Consider the following 14,412-nt stretch of genomic DNA (forward strand, 5'->3'; position numbering starts at 1 on the left):
GGGCCGGGCGGCGCGTCACCCGCTTTTCCGCGGCGGCTTCGCGCGGTCGCTCCGGACCGGCTCCGCGCGGCCGTTGGGGTAGGGTGGCCGTCCGGTCGCGGGCGTCGCGGCCCCGATCGCCGAGGAGGTGGGACCCATCACCGCTGTGTCAGCCGGGGTGCTCTCTCCTCAGGACGGCGCGGTGCACCGGTAGCGGTGACCGCGGGAGCGCCCACCGGTCAAGCGCTCCCGAAAGGCTCTCGCCCTCCGTGGCCACTTCTTCTTCCCCCTCGTCTTCGTCTTCCTCTTCCGTTCCCTCCTCCTCCGCCATCGTCTCCGCGCTGCGTGCCGCCGGTTGCGTCTTCGCCGAGGACGAGGCGGAGTTGATCCTCGCCACCGCCCGTGACGTGCGGGAACTGACCTCCATGGTGGACCGGCGCGTCGCCGGGCTCCCGCTCGAACAGGTGCTTGGCTGGGCCCAGTTCCACGGGCTGCGCGTCCACCTGGACCCGGGGGTGTTCGTCCCCCGCCGCCGTACCGAGTTCCTGGTCGACCAGGCGCTGGCGATGGCGCCGCACGCGTCCGTCGTCGTGGACCTGTGCTGCGGCTCCGGCGCGCTCGGCGCGGCCCTCGCCGCCGCCCTCAACGGTGCCGAGGTGCACGCCGCCGACATCGACCCGGCCGCCGTCCGCTGCGCCCGCCGGAACCTCGCCCCCTTGGGCGGCCGTGCCCACGAGGGCGACCTCTACGCCGCCCTGCCCCACGGACTGCGCGGCCGCGTCGACGTGCTCATGGCCAACGTGCCCTACGTCCCCACCGCCGAGGTCCCCCTGCTGCCGGCCGAAGCCCGCGAGCACGAGCCGCTGGTCGCCCTGGACGGCGGCGCGGACGGCCTCGACGTGCTGCGCCGGGTGGCCGCCGGGGCACCCGAGTGGCTCGCCCCGGGCGGCTGCCTGCTGACCGAGACCAGCCGACGCCAGGCACCGGACGCCCTGAGAGCCTTCGCGGACGCCGGCCTGACGGCCCGTCTGGCGGTGTCCGAGGAACTGTACGCCCACGTCGTGGTCGGCGAACTGCCCTGACCGCTACGGCAGTTCCTGTGCCCGGGCGATGAGCAGGGCGACGTCGTCGTGGTTGTCGGGGTGGTGCAGGGTCCGCAGGAGGAGGTCGCAGGTCTCCTCCAGCGGGCGGGCGGGGTCGTCGAGCAGGGACAGCAGGAAGTCCAGGCGCTCGTCCAGCGAGTGACGGCGGGTCTCCACCAGCCCGTCGGTGTAGAACACCAGCTCGTCGCCGGGCTCGAAGTCGACGGTGACGGTGGAGAAGTCGATCCCGCCCACCCCCAGCGGCACCCCGGTGGGCAGGTCGAGCAGCTCCGGCGGCCGGCCGGGGCGGACCCGGACCGGCGGCAGATGGCCGGCGTTGGCGATCCGGCACTGCCGCAGCCGCGGGTCGTGGACGGCGTACACACAGGTCGCGATGGAGTGGTCCAGGGCCGACGTCGTCTTGTCCAGGTGCTCCAGCAGCAGCGCCGGGTCGAGGTCGAGGGCGGCCAGTGTGGTGGTCGCCGTACGCAGCCGGCCCATGGTCGCCGCCGCGCTGATGCCGCTGCCCATCACATCGCCCACCACGAGCGCGGTGTTGCCGCGCTCCAGCGGGATGACGTCGAACCAGTCGCCGCCGACCTCGCTGGTGGCCCCGGCCGGCTGATAGCGGGAGGCCACCTCCAGGCCCGTGGTGACCGGCGGATGGCTGGGCAGCAGACTGCGCTGCAGCGTGAGGGCGGTGTTGCGGGCGTTCTGGTACCAGCGCGCGTTGTCGATCTGCACGGCCGCGCGGTTGGCCAGCTCCCGGGCGAGCAGGACGTCGTCCTCGTCGAACGGCGCCGGGTTGCGGGTGCGTTTGAGGTCCAGGGCGCCGAGCACCTCGCCGCGCGCGATCAGCGGCACCGCGAGATACGAGTGCAGGCCCGCGCGGCCCAGCAGTGCGGCCGCCTCGGCGGAGCGGGCGATGCGCGGCAGGTCCTCGTCCTTGACCTGCGGCACCAGCACCGCCTCGCCCGAGCGCACGCACTCGGTGACCAGGCGGTCGGGCGCGTACCGGGCGATGCGGCCGGGCGGGTCGGCGGCGCGTACGGCGTCCGAGTCGTCCTGCGGGCGCACCGCGAGGGCCCGGATCACCGCCGACTGCGCCGGGCCAAGTGTGCTGCGCCGGCCGTCCACCACCGCGTCCAACAGGTCCACGGCGGCCACGTCGGCCAGTTCCGGTACGGCGACGTCGGCCAGCTCGCGGGCGGTGCGGTCCAGCTCCAGCGTCGTACCGATGCGGGCCGAGGCGTCCGCGATGACCGCGAGCCGGCGCCGGGCCGCCTCCGCCTCCACGGAGGCGCGGTGCTGCTCGGTGATGTCGACCACCGAGACCGCGACGCCGAGCACATGGCCCATGGCGTCCTCGAGCCGGTACAGCGAATGGGCCCAGGTGCGGTCCTCGTCCGGGTCCGCCGGGGTACGCCCGACCAGCGTGGCGTCGATCACGGGCACGCCGCTGTCCAGCACCCGCCGGGCGCCCGCCTCGAAGAGCTCGGCGTTCAGCAGAGGAAGTACCTCGTGCAGGGTCCGTCCCGTGTGCTCGGCGGCCGGCACCCCGTTGATCCTCTCCAGGGCCGGGTTGACCGAGACGAACCGCAGTCCGGTGTCCAGGACGGCGTATCCGACCGGTGACTGCTGCACCATCCGTTCGGACAGGGCCACGTCCTGCTCCAGCCGCCGTACGGTCGACTGGTCGGCGGCGAGTCCGAGCGCGTACACGTCACCGCGGTCGTCCAGCAGCCGCATGTTGCGGAACTCCACCAGGCGCGTGCTGCCGTCCTTGTGCCGGACCGGGAAACCGCCGGCCCAGCTCTGCCCGGTGCGCATCACGTCGGCGAAGAGCCTGCCGACCAGCTCGATGTGCGGCTCGTGGACCATGAGCCGGGCGGCGTACTCGCCGAGGGCCTCGCGCGCGCTGTAGCCGAACAGCTCCTCCGCCTGCGGGCTCCACAGCACGATCCGGCCGTCGGTGTCCAGCACCACCGACGCGACGCCCAGCACGTCGAGCAGGCCACCCGGGCGCACCGGACCGCGCACCGGCTCGCCGCCCTGCGTCACCGGAGCCTCGGCTGCACCCATGCCCTGTACCGCCTTCGCCCGTCCGCACGACACGTCGTCCCCCGTGCCGAGTCCCCTTGCTCCACCGCGCTCACACCCGACTCCCCGGCGTTTCGCCGACTGCCTCCACCATCTCTCACCACGGCGGCGCACGTGTGCCGATGCGGCCGTGCCCGGCGCCGACCGCCGCCCCGGACATCGTGCAGCCTTTGCCCGCGTACCGGGAGAGTTCACGCTCATGTTGCTTCATTGGCCTGTACATGACCATCAGGCCACGCCAGACTGTCCGCCGACCGAGTGTCCCCGCTGCCCCACCCCCCTTCCGAGGAGTCGGCCATGCCCGCGCCCGCCCGGCAACGTTGTCACGCAGTCCTCGCCGGACTCGTCACCCTGGCCACCGCCGCCGTCGTGTCCCTCGCCGCACCCGCGTCCGCGTCCGCGGCCGACGCCTGGACCGAGACCGGCTCCGACCGCGCCGACCCGCTCACCGAGAGCCAGGGGCTGGCCTCGGTCGAGGTCCCGGCGAACAGCCCCAACCGGTACACCGGCATCGGCACCATCCCGATCGGCGTCTCCATCCGGGGCTGGAACCACGTCGGCGACCCCGACGCCTCGTACAACGGCTACTACATCGAGCCCTACCAGCAGGACTCCGGCAACTCCAAGATGTACCGCGTGCAGGCGCCGGACGGCACCTGGTCGGAGTACGTGCACACGCTCAGCCCCGGCGAGGCCCTGAACAACTCCTGGGACGCGATCTCGCCCGACGGCCAGTGGATGCTCTCGGGCGAGTGGGGCACGATGAACCGCCTCCTGGTCTTCCCGACCCCCGGCGTCAACCCGAGTACCTCGCCCTCGGCCAACCTCCCGCAGGCCTCCACGGTCAACCTGGACCACCCCGTCCGTGACGTCCAGGGCTGCGACTTCTCCGGCCCCACCACCCTGCTGTGCTCCTCGGACGACCCCGACGGCACCCTCTTCGGCATGACCAAGCCGCTGCTCCAGATCGACCTGTCGGCCGCGCCGAACGGCTCCTCGGACGTCACCGGCCACGTCACCGCCCTGCGCCAGCTGCCCCTGCGCAGCGGCTGCTCGGGCACCTTCGAGGTGGAGGGCATCGACTACGACCGGCGCACCGGCATCCTGCGCGTGATCGTGATGTCGCCCGGCTTCTGCATCCTGACGGACAGCAAGACGTACAAGTTCTCGCGCGGCTGAGCCCCGGCTGGGGGTGTGTTCACCGGCCGGTGGTGCTTTCCTGAGGGTGGGCGCGGTTCGGCGGGGTACCCCGTTCCACCGCGGCACGGCCACGAAAGGAGCGATCAATGGCACGCACGGAGCGGTCGCATCCGGAAACCGTCACGGTGGAGATCAGCGGCTCCAAGGAGGACGCCCGTATCGTCTTCGACGCCCTGAGGTCCTGCTTCGCGTCCGACCGGCGCGCGGACGAGGTGCCTCAGCAGTTCCACGAGACACGGCCGATGGTGTGGCTGGGCACGTACGACGTGGCGGACGCCCGGGGCCAGGGCTGCCCGCCGGTCCACCTCGACTCGTCCGTCCAGGCGGACGTCCAGGGCGGCTACTGGGCCGTGAGCCGGTTCCGCACCACCCTGGACTCGATCTTCGTCGTGCAGGAGACCTGTACGGCCTCCGGCGACCAGGAGCGGGATCTGCATCTGCGCCTGGAAAGCCGCTGACACCAACGCAGTCCTACGACGACGCCCCGGCCGGCTCCTCGCCGCCCGGGGCGTACTGCGCCACCCCGTGGCCGAAGGACCAGTCGACGGGCGCGTTCTCGGTGACCGTGACGAACACGTTCCCCGGGTCGGTGCCGGTGCGCTCGTGCACCAGCTCGGCGATCCGGCGGTACACGGCGCGCTTGCGGTCCGGGGTGCGCCCGGCGCGCATGGTGATCGCGACGAACACCACCGCGTCGTCGCGGTGTACGCCGAGGTAGTCGTCGTGGCGCAGGGTGCTGCGTGCGCCGTCGTGGCCGGTCAGGACCTGGAAGCGGTCGTCGGGCGGCACGCCGAGCGTCTCCACCAGGGCGTCCTGGACGGCCTGGCCGAGCGCGTCGAGCCGGCCGGGGTCGGTGCCGAGTGCGTCGATGCGGACGAAGGGCATGGTGAGACGTCCTTTCGGGGAGGGGCATGCATCTGCCATGCGTGTACATACTAGTAGGTACAGAGTGGTCGGTGTCACCCCCCAACGTTTGTGCAACTAGTTGCATAAACGCGCTCGCCTCCTCTACAACAAGAGGCGACGACACCTGTGCACGGAGGGCCCGATGAGCCGTTACCCGCATCTGATGACCCCGCTCGACCTGGGCTTCACCACCCTGCCCAACCGCGTGCTCATGGGCTCCATGCACGTCGGCCTGGAGGAGGCCGAGCGCGGCTTCGAGCGGATGGCGGCGTTCTACGCGGCCCGCGCGCGCGGCGGCGTGGGCCTGATCGTCACCGGCGGCATCGCCCCCAACGACGAGGGCCGGCCGTACGAGGGCGGCGCCAAGCTCACCACCGAGGCGGAGGCCGAGCAGCACAAGGTCGTCACCGAGGCCGTGCACCGCGAGGGCGGCCGGATCGCGATGCAGATCCTGCACTTCGGGCGGTACGCCTACCACCGCGACCTCGTCGCACCGAGCCCGCTGCAGGCGCCCATCAGCCCCTTCGCGCCGCGCGAACTGAGCGACGCCGACATCGAGCGGACCATCGACGACTACGCCCGCGCCGCCCGCCTCGCCCGGCAGGCCGGCTACGACGGCGTGGAGATCATGGGCTCCGAGGGCTACCTCATCAACGAGTTCATCGCCCTGCAGACCAACCGGCGCACCGACCGCTGGGGCGGCTCCTACGAGAACCGGACGCGCTTCCCCGTCGAGATCGTCAAGCGGGTGCGCGAGGCCGTCGGCGAGGACTTCATCGTCATCTACCGGCTCTCCATGCTGGATCTGGTCCCGGGCGGCTCCTCGCTCGACGAGGTGATCGCCCTCGGCAAGGCCGTGGAGGCCGCCGGCGCGACGATCATCAACACCGGCATCGGCTGGCACGAGGCCCGCATCCCCACCATCGCCACCTCCGTCCCGCGCGGCGCCTACACCTGGGTCACCAAGAAGCTCATGGGCGAGGTGTCCGTCCCGCTGGTGACCACCAACCGCATCAACACCCCCGAAGTCGCCGAGGAGTTGCTCGCGGGCGGCTGCGCCGACATGGTCTCCATGGCCCGTCCGATGCTCGCCGACCCCGACTTCGTCGCGAAGGCGGCCGCCGGGACACCGGAGGCCATCAACACCTGCATCGGCTGCAACCAGGCCTGCCTCGACCACACCTTCAGCGGCCAGATCACCTCCTGCCTGGTCAACCCGCGCGCCTGCCACGAGACCGAGCTGGTGCTCTCGCCGACCCGGCTGAAGAAGCGCGTCGCGGTCGTCGGCGCGGGACCGGCCGGCCTCGCCTGCGCGGTGAGCGCCGCCGAACGCGGCCACGAGGTCACTCTCTTCGACGCCGCGAGCGAGATCGGCGGCCAGCTCAACATCGCCCGCAAGGTCCCCGGCAAGCAGGAGTTCGACGAGACCCTGCGCTACTTCCGCCACCAGCTCGACGCCCACGGGGTCGACGTTCGCCTCGGCACCTGGGCCACCGCCGAGACCGTCGACGGCTACGACGAGGTCGTCGTCGCCACCGGCGTCACCCCGCGCACCCCCGACATCCCGGGCGTGGACCACCCCCGCGTCCTCAGCTACCTCGACGTGCTCCAGGGCGGTGCCCCCGTCGGCGACCGGGTCGCCGTCCTCGGCGCCGGCGGCATCGGCTTCGACGTCGCCGAGTACCTCACCGACGGCGGCGACAAGGCGAGCGAGGACCCGGCGACGTACTTCCGTGCCTGGGGCGTCGACATGGACTACCAGGCGCCGGGCGGCCTCGCCGCGCCCGAGCGGCCCGCCCCGCCGCGCACCGTCCACCTGCTCCAGCGCAAGACCACCAAGGTCGGCGCCGGGCTCGGCAAGACCACCGGCTGGATCCACCGCACCGAACTGAAGCACCGCGGCGTCACCATGGTCCCGGGCGTGCGCTACGACCGGATCGACGACGCCGGCCTGCACATCACCGTCGGCGAGGAGAGCACGGTCCTCCAGGTCGACACGGTGGTGCTGTGCACCGGCCAGGAGCCGCGCCGCGACCTGTACGAGGAGCTGTCCGCCGCCGGGCACAGCGTCCACCTGATCGGCGGCGCGGACGTCGCGGCCGAACTGGACGCCAAGCGGGCCATCAAGCAGGGCACCGAGCTGGCGGCGGCGCTCTAGGGCTGCGCGCACGCGTCCCTAGGATGAGCCCATGTCACTCCCGCACGCGATCCTCACCGCCCTGCTGGAAAAGCCGTCGTCGGGACTGGAACTGACCCGCCGGTTCGACAAGTCGATCGGTTACTTCTGGTCCGCGACGCACCAGCAGATCTATCGCGAACTGGGGAAGCTGGAGGCCGAGGGGCTCATCCGCGCGCTGCCGGCCGCACAGCCGGCCCGCGGGCAGAAGAAGAGCTACGAGGTCCTGCCCGCGGGCCGTGCCGAACTGGCCCGCTGGACCGCCGCCGAGCAGGACCCCAAGCCGCTGCGGGATACGCTCCTGCTGCGGCTGCGGGCCGCGGCGGTGGTCGGCACGGCCGGCCTGGAGGCGGACCTGCGCCGCCATCTGGATCTGCACCGGCGGCAGTTGGCCGAGTACCGGGAGATCGAACAGCGGGACTTCCCGCCCGACCGGGACGCCCCCGAGGACCGGCTGCGTCATCTCGTGCTGCGCGCCGGCATCGATCTGGAGACCTTCTGGACCCAGTGGCTCGACCACGCCCTGACGGAGTTCGCCGACCTGCCCGACGCGGGCTGAGTCCCGCTCAGCGCCGGTGCGGCCGCGCGCGCCGGCGCAGACACCAGCCCGTGGCGATCACCCCGGCGCCGACCAGGGCCGCGCCGATGCCCGGCGTCAGCGGCCCGTGGTCCCGGGCGGCCCCGCCGAGGCCGCCCAGCACACCCCGGACCGGCGCGGGCGAGGACGCAGCGGAGATCGTCGGGGCCGCGTGCGCGGAGACCATCACCGACGGGGTGCCCACCCTGCTGCCGCTGGAGCAGACCACGACCACGGTGCACCTTCCCGGGCCCGGCGCCGGATCGCCTGCCGGGTGGGCCGCCCCGGCCGGCGTGCGGAGGTGCGCCCTCCCCGCGACGGCCTGCCCGTCAGCCGCCCGTCGTCACCGTCCGCTCCGCCGACCAGCCGCCCCAGGTACCGTCCGGCAGGCGCGCCCGCAGCCGCACCCGGTGCTGCTCGCCGGCGTTCCGGCCGACGTAGAAGCTGTAGCTCGACCGCCCGGTCGGGGGCGTGCCGCCCCAGACCAGGGAGGTGGCCGCCGTGCCGTCGAGCCGGATCTGGTACTCGGTGATCACCCCGTCCGTGCGCGGAGGGTCCCAGGACAGGTCGACGTAGTAGGCGCCGGCGGAGAGGTGGGTCCCGGCCGTGAAGCCGGTGGGCGCGGTGTTCCGGCCGTCGTCGGTGCCCGGAGTGGTGAGGCGGACCGGGGCGCTCGCGGGGGAGAGGTTGTCGGCCGCGTCCCGGGCCCGGATCGTGAAGACATAGGCGGTGCCGGGGCGCAGCCCGGTGACCACGGTCGCCGTCTGGTTCCCGCCGACACTGTGGATCCGCACCCCGCCCTGGTCGACGTCGTACGACACCACGCCCCGGTCGTCCCGGGAGGCACCCCAGGACAGCTGGACCGCGCGGCTGGCGACGGCCCGCCCGGCGGGCGACGACGGCCGGGTCGGTGCCGAGCGGTCCGCCGCCACCCGCGCCGGTGTCCGCGCCCGCACCGCCCGGCCCGGCGGACCGAGGCGGCCCGCGGTGTCCCGGGCCCGCACGGTGAAGGCGTACAAGGTGGACGGCCTGAGCCTGACAACGTCCACCATGTGCTCCGAACCCGGCACTTCGGCCGCCTTCGTGGTGCCCTGATACACCTCATAGGTGCGGATGCCCGGACTGTCGGTCACCGCGTTCCACATCACGTGCACGCTCGTGGCGCTGCCCGCCTGTGCGGTGATCCCGGTCGGAGCGCCCGGCGCCCGGCCGTCCCCGCCGCCGTCGGCCCGGCTCCGGCCGCAGGACGCGACCAGCAGCAGGGACGCGCAGAGCAGTACGAGCGGCAGGAGTACGCGTCGCACGGCTCTGCCTCCCCGGGGACGGCATCGGCATCACGTAAAGGTCCGGACCAATATGCCCGGCGCTCGCGGCGGCGGCAAGGGGCCCGTACGCGACGACCGGCCGGTGGGACCCGCATGGGTGGCCGTCCGGGAACGTTACGTATGCTGAGGCCCCCTACGGCCGAACTGCCCGTGAGGACAGGGGAGTTCATGCCGTTGGCGCGGACACGCTGTCGTCGCCGAAGCCGCGCCGACGCGGGCGGCCGGGGGATCCGGGCAGGTTCCTTCCCGGATCCCCGGCCCCTGTTGTCGCCATCCTTCCCGCTGTCCCTCACGGGGCGTCAGAAGCGTGCTCCATCCGGCCTCTTCGGAGCGGCCCGGACGGCCGCGGGCACGGGCCCGCACCACAGTGGCCTGGATGTCCGCCCCGTCCCCGACGAGAGGGTCCCCCATCGTGCGTGTCCCGTCGCTGACGCTGGCCGCGGCCGGCGCGGCCCTGCTCACCCCGGCCGCGCTGCCCGCCCAGGCCGCCGCCGTCCCGCCGCCGCAGCGGCCCGAGGTCCGCAGCGGGGGCGCCGTCGCCGCCGCCGCCCTGCTGACCCGGGTGGGCGAGTGCCACCAGATCTCCCGCGGCCGGTACCGCACCGACGCCGGCCGCCCCGCGACCGTGCCCGTGTGCGGCACCCAGGACGCCGTGTTCTGGAAGGCAGACCTGGACATCGACTGCGACGGCCGGACCACCGCCCGCTGCAACCGCCGTACCGACCCGCTGTTCGCCGCCGCCACCGCCTTCGCGCAGTCCGACGGCCGCTACCTGAACGCCGAGACACTGCCCTACATCGTCGTCCCGGCCTCGAGCCGGATCTGGAACCACCGCGCCGACGGCGTGCGGGGCGGCTCCGTCGTCGCCGTCGTCTACCGCCACCGGGTGCAGTACGCGGTGGTCGGCGACACCGGCCCGCGCGACCTCATCGGCGAGGCCTCCTTCGCCACCGCCCGGGGCCTCGGCATCAGCACCGACCCGGTCGACGGTGGTGCGCCCTCCGGCGTCACCTACATCGTCTTCAGGAACTCCCGGGTGCACCCCATCGAGGACCAGGCGGCCACGGTGGCGGCGGGAGAGCGCCTCGCCCGGCAGTTCCTGGCCCGCCGATGACCGGCTCCGGTCCCGCCGCCCGCGGCCGTCACACCTTGCGGTAGGTGTACGCCTGCACCGCCGCGGCCTCCACCGCGTCCAGGTCCGCGCCCGTGGCGGCGGTGACCACCGCGGCCACCGCGCCCTCCAGGAACGGCGCGTCCAGCAGCCGGGCGTCGTCGGGCAGTTCGTCCCCCTCGGCGAGCAACGCCTTCACGGTCAGTACGGCGCTGCCGAGATCGGGCAGCACCGCGACCCCGGCACCCCGGTCGACCGAGGCCGCCGCGGCGGAGATCAGCTCGGCGCTCGTGCCGAGCCCGCCGCCCTCGGTGCCGCCCGCCACGGCCACCGGGACCGCCGTGGCCCCGCCCGCCAGCCCCTTGGCCAATGCGGCGACCGAGGCGGCCACCTGGGCGCTGTGCGACACCAGTACGATCCCGACCAGCTTCTCCTCACTCACCGTCGCCCTCCGCGGCCTCGGCCAGGGCGGCGATCAGCAGCGCCGACGAGGTCGCCCCCGGGTCCTGGTAGCCGATGCTGCGCTCGCCGAGGTAGCTCGCCCGGCCCTTGCGGGCCTGCAACGGGACGGTGGCCTCGGCGCCCTGCTCGGCGGCGGCCCGCGCTGCGGCGAAGCCGTCCCCGAGCGCGTCCACGGCCGGCACCAGGGCGTCGATCATGGTCTTGTCGCCGGGTGCCGCACCGCCCAGCTTCATCACCCCGTCCACCCCGTCCCGCAGCGCCCTGGCCAGTTGCTCCTCGCTGACCTCGGCCGCCTCGCCGAGCGCCTTGCCGGTGCGGCGCAGCAGCGTGCCGTACAGCGGCCCGGACGCGCCGCCGACCGTCGAGATGAGCTGCCGTCCCGCGAGCGTCAGGACGGCGCCCGGGGTGGCGGGCGCCTCCTTCTCCAGGGTGGCCGTCACGGCCCGGAAGCCGCGTTGCAGATTGCTGCCGTGGTCGGCGTCCCCGATGTCCGAGTCGAGGTCGGTGAGTCGCTGCGCCTCGCGTTCGACGGACGCGGCGGTCACCGTCATCCAACGGCGGAAGAAGTCGGCGTCGAGCACTGGATCTCCTTGCGTGGTAAGGGCCTTCATCGGCGGAAGGGGGGAATCGGTCGCCTGCCGCGCCCTGTCACATCCCCCAGCGCAGCGCCGGGGTCTTCACCGGCGCGTCCCACAGCCGCAGCAGCTCCTCGTCGACCTGGCACAGCGTCACCGAGGCACCGGCCATGTCCAGGGAGGTGACGTAGTTGCCGACGAGCGTGCGGGCCACCACTACATCGCGCTCGGCGAGCACCCGCCGCACCTCGGCGTTGAAGCCGAACAGCTCCAGCAACGGGGTGGCACCCATGCCGTTGACCAGCACGAGCACGGGGGCACGCGGGGGCATGTCCTCCAGGATCGCGTGCACCGTGAAGTCGGCGATCTCCCCGGACGTCATCATGGCCCGCCGCTCCCGGCCCGGCTCGCCGTGGATGCCGACGCCCAACTCCAGCTCGCCGTCGGGCAGATCGAAGGTCGGGCTGCCCTTCGCCGGGGTCGTACAGGCGCTGAGGGCCACGCCGAAGCTGCGGGAGTTCTCGTTCACCTGGCGGCCGATCGCCTCCACGCGCTCCAGCGGCTGCCCCTCGGCCGCGGCGGCACCCGCGATCTTCTCCACGAACAGGGTCGCGCCGGTGCCGCGCCGGCCCGCCGTGTAGAGACTGTCGGTGACCGCGACGTCGTCGTTGACGAGCACCTTGGCGACCTGGATGCCCTCGTCCTCGGCCAGTTCGGCCGCCATGTCGAAGTTCAGCACGTCACCGGTGTAGTTCTTCACGACGAACAGCACCCCGGCGCCGCTGTCCACGGCGGCCGCGGCGCGGGCCATCTGGTCCGGCACCGGCGAGGTGAACACCTCTCCGGGACAGGCGGCGGACAGCATGCCCGGGCCCACGAACCCGCCGTGCAGCGGCTCGTGCCCCGACCCGCCGCCCGACACGAGCGCGACCTGCCCGGCCACGGGAGCGTCCCGGCGGACGACCACCCGGTTCTCCACGTCCACGGTCAGGTCGGGATACGCGGCCGCCATACCGCGCAGCGCGTCCGCCACGACGGTCTCCGGCACGTTGATCAGCATCCTCATCGCAATCTCCTAGGTGGCCTCGCGGGAGCTGGGTGGAGGGTACGGAGCTACTGGCAGTATCGACCTTGGACAGGACGAGGTCACGCGCACAGGCCACGATCACGGAACGCGATGACCGTCGCCCGGTGGGTGATCAGGAGCCCGCGGACGCGCCAGCGCCGCGATCACCCTGCGGTGCCCGCTTTCGGGGTCGGCACGCCGGGTTCGGCGTAGAGGCAGCCGATGTGCTTGTCCACCGAACTCTCCGCGAGGAACAGCAGCTCGGCGATGGCCGCGTCGGTACGGCCCTGCGCCATCGGCGCGAGCACCTCGCGCTCGCGCCGCGCCAGCGCCTGAAGCGGACCGCCGGCCACCTTGCGCACCATCAGCTGCGAGATACGGTCGGACCGGACGGCTCCGTGCTGCCGTCGCACGCGGCCACCCGGCGCCCGCAGCCCGAGCAGCCCGCCACCGGTCTCCTCCGCCGGCCGCCCCGGCCGTCGTCGCGCACCCGGACGCGGACGGCGCTCCCGTCGACGCGCAGCAACACCAGCGCGCCGCTCGCCCCGCTGTGCCCGGCGACGTCGGTCAGCGCCTCGGACACCACGAAGCAGGCCGCCGCCTGCACCGCGGCGGGCGCGGCACCGGAGTCCTCGACGTCGGCCTTCGTCGGCACCTCGCACAGCTCCGCCAGCGCCCGAACGGCGTCTGCCAGGCCCCGGTCGGCCAGAACGGGCGCACTGATGCCGCGCACCGGCTCCCGCGGCGACCACAGGGCCTGTTCGGCCACCTCCTGGGTGGCGTCCACCAACTCCGGTATCCGCCGACTCCGGTAACTGCTCGGGCCGTTGGGCGACGGTGCGGTTGATCAGCCCAGGCGCGGCGACACGGCCACGATCCCGGCCTGGGCCCCGTCGTGCAGATCGCGCTCGACGCGCCGCGGCTCGGCGTCGTGCGCCTGCGGCGCGGCGGTGCGACTGGCTGTCAACTCACTTACTCACTCAGCCAGTTGCTCCCGCGGTGGCCGGGCGGTGAGCAGCCGCCGGGACATCGCGGCGTGCGCCCGCGTCAGTGGACGGGTGACCGCCGCCGCGGCCACGGCGAAGCCGATTCCCGCGCACAGCGCGGCGATCGCCTTCCCCCAGGAGTCGACGCCGAGCGGGATGATCGCGTCGCGCCCGGCGGCCGCGAGCCGCCACCACACCGGCGCGGTCGGCCAGTTGACCACCTGGCCCCACGCATCCGGCACCGCCGCGCACAGCGGTGTGCCGGGGACGGTGTGGACCACGAGCCAGGGCAGATCCTTGCGGACCGCAGGATCCCGCAAGGAAGGCCGGGGCGTCCGGCGGGGCCTGCGCGGCGGTGTCCCGGCAGGCGGTCCGTACAGGCGGTCCGTACAGGCCGCCCGGTCAGCCGGCCGGCCCGCCCGCGGCGGAAGTCCGCGTACCGGCGCAGCAGGCGCAACGCGCCCGGCGGCAGCAGGAATCCGGTGCCCACCAGACAGAGCGCGACCACCGCGACGGCCAGATACGCCGGCACCACGACGAGCAGCCCCGTACCGAGTCTGGTGACGACGTGACCGGCGGCGGCCGGAAAACGCTCCGCCGTCCGGCGTACCCGGACCCTCGGACGCGGTCGTCGCCACGCGGGAACTCCGGGTGGGCGCACCGTCCTTCACGCGCTCCCCGTCGCCTCCGCGGTCACCGCGCCACCTGCGCTGATCTCGCAGAACGGCGGTTTTCTGCACCGTCGAGCCGGTAGTTGACGACAGGTTCGGTGCCGGACGGCACCCGCACGGCGCCGGCCCGGCCGCACCCGCCCGGCGTGCGACACGCCCGGGGGAGACGTCGTTGCATCGGGCGCGCGCGCGGAGC

16 protein-coding genes and 1 pseudogene are annotated in these 14,412 nt (G+C 73.5%); 6 read left to right on the forward strand and 11 right to left on the reverse strand.

The genetic code is table 11. The features are described 5' to 3' along the window. Positions 1 to 248: 248 nt before the first annotated feature. On the forward strand, positions 249 to 1,061 hold the full coding sequence (locus tag ADK64_RS16885) for a putative protein N(5)-glutamine methyltransferase (RefSeq protein WP_053659725.1): 813 nt from the start codon (positions 249 to 251) through the stop codon (positions 1,059 to 1,061). Between the two features lie 3 nt (positions 1,062 to 1,064). Here the strand turns inward: ADK64_RS16885 and ADK64_RS16890 are convergent, their stop codons facing one another. Continuing rightward, positions 1,065 to 3,143, reverse strand: coding sequence for a SpoIIE family protein phosphatase (locus ADK64_RS16890; RefSeq protein ID WP_107093006.1), 2,079 nt, complete (start codon positions 3,141 to 3,143; stop codon positions 1,065 to 1,067). A 315-nt stretch (positions 3,144 to 3,458) separates the two neighbouring features. On the opposite strand from ADK64_RS16890, the gene ADK64_RS16895 reads away from it, so the two are divergent. Both ADK64_RS16895 and ADK64_RS16900 read left to right on the forward strand, forming a co-directional pair. Continuing rightward, positions 3,459 to 4,340: a hypothetical protein gene (locus ADK64_RS16895; RefSeq protein WP_053659727.1), complete on the forward strand. Its 882-nt coding sequence runs from the start codon at positions 3,459 to 3,461 to the stop codon at positions 4,338 to 4,340. Between the two features lie 107 nt (positions 4,341 to 4,447). Beyond that, entirely contained in the window at positions 4,448 to 4,819 is a 372-nt protein-coding gene (locus ADK64_RS16900; RefSeq protein WP_053659729.1) for a hypothetical protein, read from the forward strand. A 13-nt stretch (positions 4,820 to 4,832) separates the two neighbouring features. Here ADK64_RS16900 and ADK64_RS16905 read toward each other — a convergent pair whose 3' ends face one another. Then, the gene (locus ADK64_RS16905) at positions 4,833 to 5,246 is read right to left on the reverse strand and encodes a tautomerase family protein (protein ID WP_053659732.1); all 414 of its coding nucleotides are present in this window, start codon (positions 5,244 to 5,246) and stop codon (positions 4,833 to 4,835) included. A gap of 163 nt (positions 5,247 to 5,409) precedes the next feature. Here ADK64_RS16905 and ADK64_RS16910 point away from each other — a divergent pair, with 163 nt between their 5' ends. Both ADK64_RS16910 and ADK64_RS16915 read left to right on the forward strand, forming a co-directional pair. Continuing rightward, a complete protein-coding gene (locus tag ADK64_RS16910) occupies positions 5,410 to 7,425 on the forward strand; it encodes an NADPH-dependent 2,4-dienoyl-CoA reductase (RefSeq protein WP_053659734.1) in 2,016 nt (671 codons plus the stop codon). 31 nt (positions 7,426 to 7,456) lie between these two features. Beyond that, on the forward strand, positions 7,457 to 8,002 hold the full coding sequence (locus ADK64_RS16915) for a PadR family transcriptional regulator (protein WP_053659736.1): 546 nt from the start codon (positions 7,457 to 7,459) through the stop codon (positions 8,000 to 8,002). Between the two features lie 7 nt (positions 8,003 to 8,009). Here the strand turns inward: ADK64_RS16915 and ADK64_RS16920 are convergent, their stop codons facing one another. Together ADK64_RS16920 and ADK64_RS16925 are read right to left on the reverse strand one after the other, a co-directional pair. Further along, positions 8,010 to 8,255 carry a hypothetical protein gene (locus ADK64_RS16920; protein WP_053659738.1) on the reverse strand — a complete coding sequence of 82 codons (246 nt, stop codon included), beginning with the start codon at positions 8,253 to 8,255 and terminating at the stop codon, positions 8,010 to 8,012. Between the two features lie 94 nt (positions 8,256 to 8,349). Beyond that, complete coding sequence (locus tag ADK64_RS16925; RefSeq protein ID WP_053659740.1) at positions 8,350 to 9,324, reverse strand: fibronectin type III domain-containing protein; 975 nt, start codon at positions 9,322 to 9,324, stop codon at positions 8,350 to 8,352. A 433-nt stretch (positions 9,325 to 9,757) separates the two neighbouring features. Between ADK64_RS16925 and ADK64_RS16930 the strand changes: the two genes are divergently transcribed. Next, on the forward strand, positions 9,758 to 10,459 hold the full coding sequence (locus ADK64_RS16930) for a glycoside hydrolase family 75 protein (RefSeq protein WP_053659742.1): 702 nt from the start codon (positions 9,758 to 9,760) through the stop codon (positions 10,457 to 10,459). A 28-nt stretch (positions 10,460 to 10,487) separates the two neighbouring features. Here ADK64_RS16930 and ADK64_RS16935 read toward each other — a convergent pair whose 3' ends face one another. The 7 genes and pseudogenes from ADK64_RS16935 to ADK64_RS49020 form a co-directional block, all read right to left on the reverse strand. After that, positions 10,488 to 10,898: a PTS fructose transporter subunit IIA gene (locus ADK64_RS16935; protein ID WP_053659744.1), complete on the reverse strand. Its 411-nt coding sequence runs from the start codon at positions 10,896 to 10,898 to the stop codon at positions 10,488 to 10,490. Next, positions 10,891 to 11,499, reverse strand: coding sequence for a dihydroxyacetone kinase subunit DhaL (gene dhaL, locus ADK64_RS16940; protein ID WP_053659746.1), 609 nt, complete (start codon positions 11,497 to 11,499; stop codon positions 10,891 to 10,893). The genes ADK64_RS16935 and dhaL overlap by 8 nt, the downstream gene beginning before the upstream one ends. 67 nt (positions 11,500 to 11,566) lie before the next feature. After that, complete coding sequence (dhaK, locus tag ADK64_RS16945) at positions 11,567 to 12,559, reverse strand: dihydroxyacetone kinase subunit DhaK (RefSeq protein WP_053659747.1); 993 nt, start codon at positions 12,557 to 12,559, stop codon at positions 11,567 to 11,569. A 164-nt stretch (positions 12,560 to 12,723) separates the two neighbouring features. Then, positions 12,724 to 12,924: a LuxR C-terminal-related transcriptional regulator gene (locus ADK64_RS16950; protein ID WP_053659750.1), complete on the reverse strand. Its 201-nt coding sequence runs from the start codon at positions 12,922 to 12,924 to the stop codon at positions 12,724 to 12,726. Next, positions 12,924 to 13,346, reverse strand: coding sequence for a hypothetical protein (locus ADK64_RS16955; protein ID WP_053659752.1), 423 nt, complete (start codon positions 13,344 to 13,346; stop codon positions 12,924 to 12,926). The genes ADK64_RS16950 and ADK64_RS16955 overlap by 1 nt, the downstream gene beginning before the upstream one ends. Positions 13,347 to 13,535: 189 nt before the next feature. Next, the gene (locus tag ADK64_RS49015; RefSeq protein ID WP_420712985.1) at positions 13,536 to 13,865 is read right to left on the reverse strand and encodes a sensor domain-containing protein; all 330 of its coding nucleotides are present in this window, start codon (positions 13,863 to 13,865) and stop codon (positions 13,536 to 13,538) included. A 116-nt stretch (positions 13,866 to 13,981) separates the two neighbouring features. Next, a pseudogene (locus ADK64_RS49020) lies at positions 13,982 to 14,206 on the reverse strand (hypothetical protein); the annotation flags it as partial. Positions 14,207 to 14,412: the final 206 nt, after the last annotated feature.

Origin of the sequence: Streptomyces sp. MMG1121, assembly GCF_001280015.1 — a bacterium.
Lineage (GTDB): Bacteria > Actinomycetota > Actinomycetes > Streptomycetales > Streptomycetaceae > Streptomyces.

Coding starts and splice junctions, on each gene's coding strand:
- ADK64_RS16950 (WP_053659750.1), bottom strand. CDS start 12,924: ATGGTGCGCAAGGTGGCCGGCGGTCCGCTTCAGGCGCTGGCGCGGCGC.
- ADK64_RS16900 (WP_053659729.1), top strand. CDS start 4,448: ATGGCACGCACGGAGCGGTCGCATCCGGAAACCGTCACGGTGGAGATC.
- ADK64_RS16915 (WP_053659736.1), top strand. CDS start 7,457: ATGTCACTCCCGCACGCGATCCTCACCGCCCTGCTGGAAAAGCCGTCG.
- dhaK (WP_053659747.1), bottom strand. CDS start 12,559: ATGAGGATGCTGATCAACGTGCCGGAGACCGTCGTGGCGGACGCGCTG.
- ADK64_RS16905 (WP_053659732.1), bottom strand. CDS start 5,246: ATGCCCTTCGTCCGCATCGACGCACTCGGCACCGACCCCGGCCGGCTC.
- ADK64_RS16895 (WP_053659727.1), top strand. CDS start 3,459: ATGCCCGCGCCCGCCCGGCAACGTTGTCACGCAGTCCTCGCCGGACTC.
- ADK64_RS16890 (WP_107093006.1), bottom strand. CDS start 3,143: ATGGGTGCAGCCGAGGCTCCGGTGACGCAGGGCGGCGAGCCGGTGCGC.
- ADK64_RS16910 (WP_053659734.1), top strand. CDS start 5,410: ATGAGCCGTTACCCGCATCTGATGACCCCGCTCGACCTGGGCTTCACC.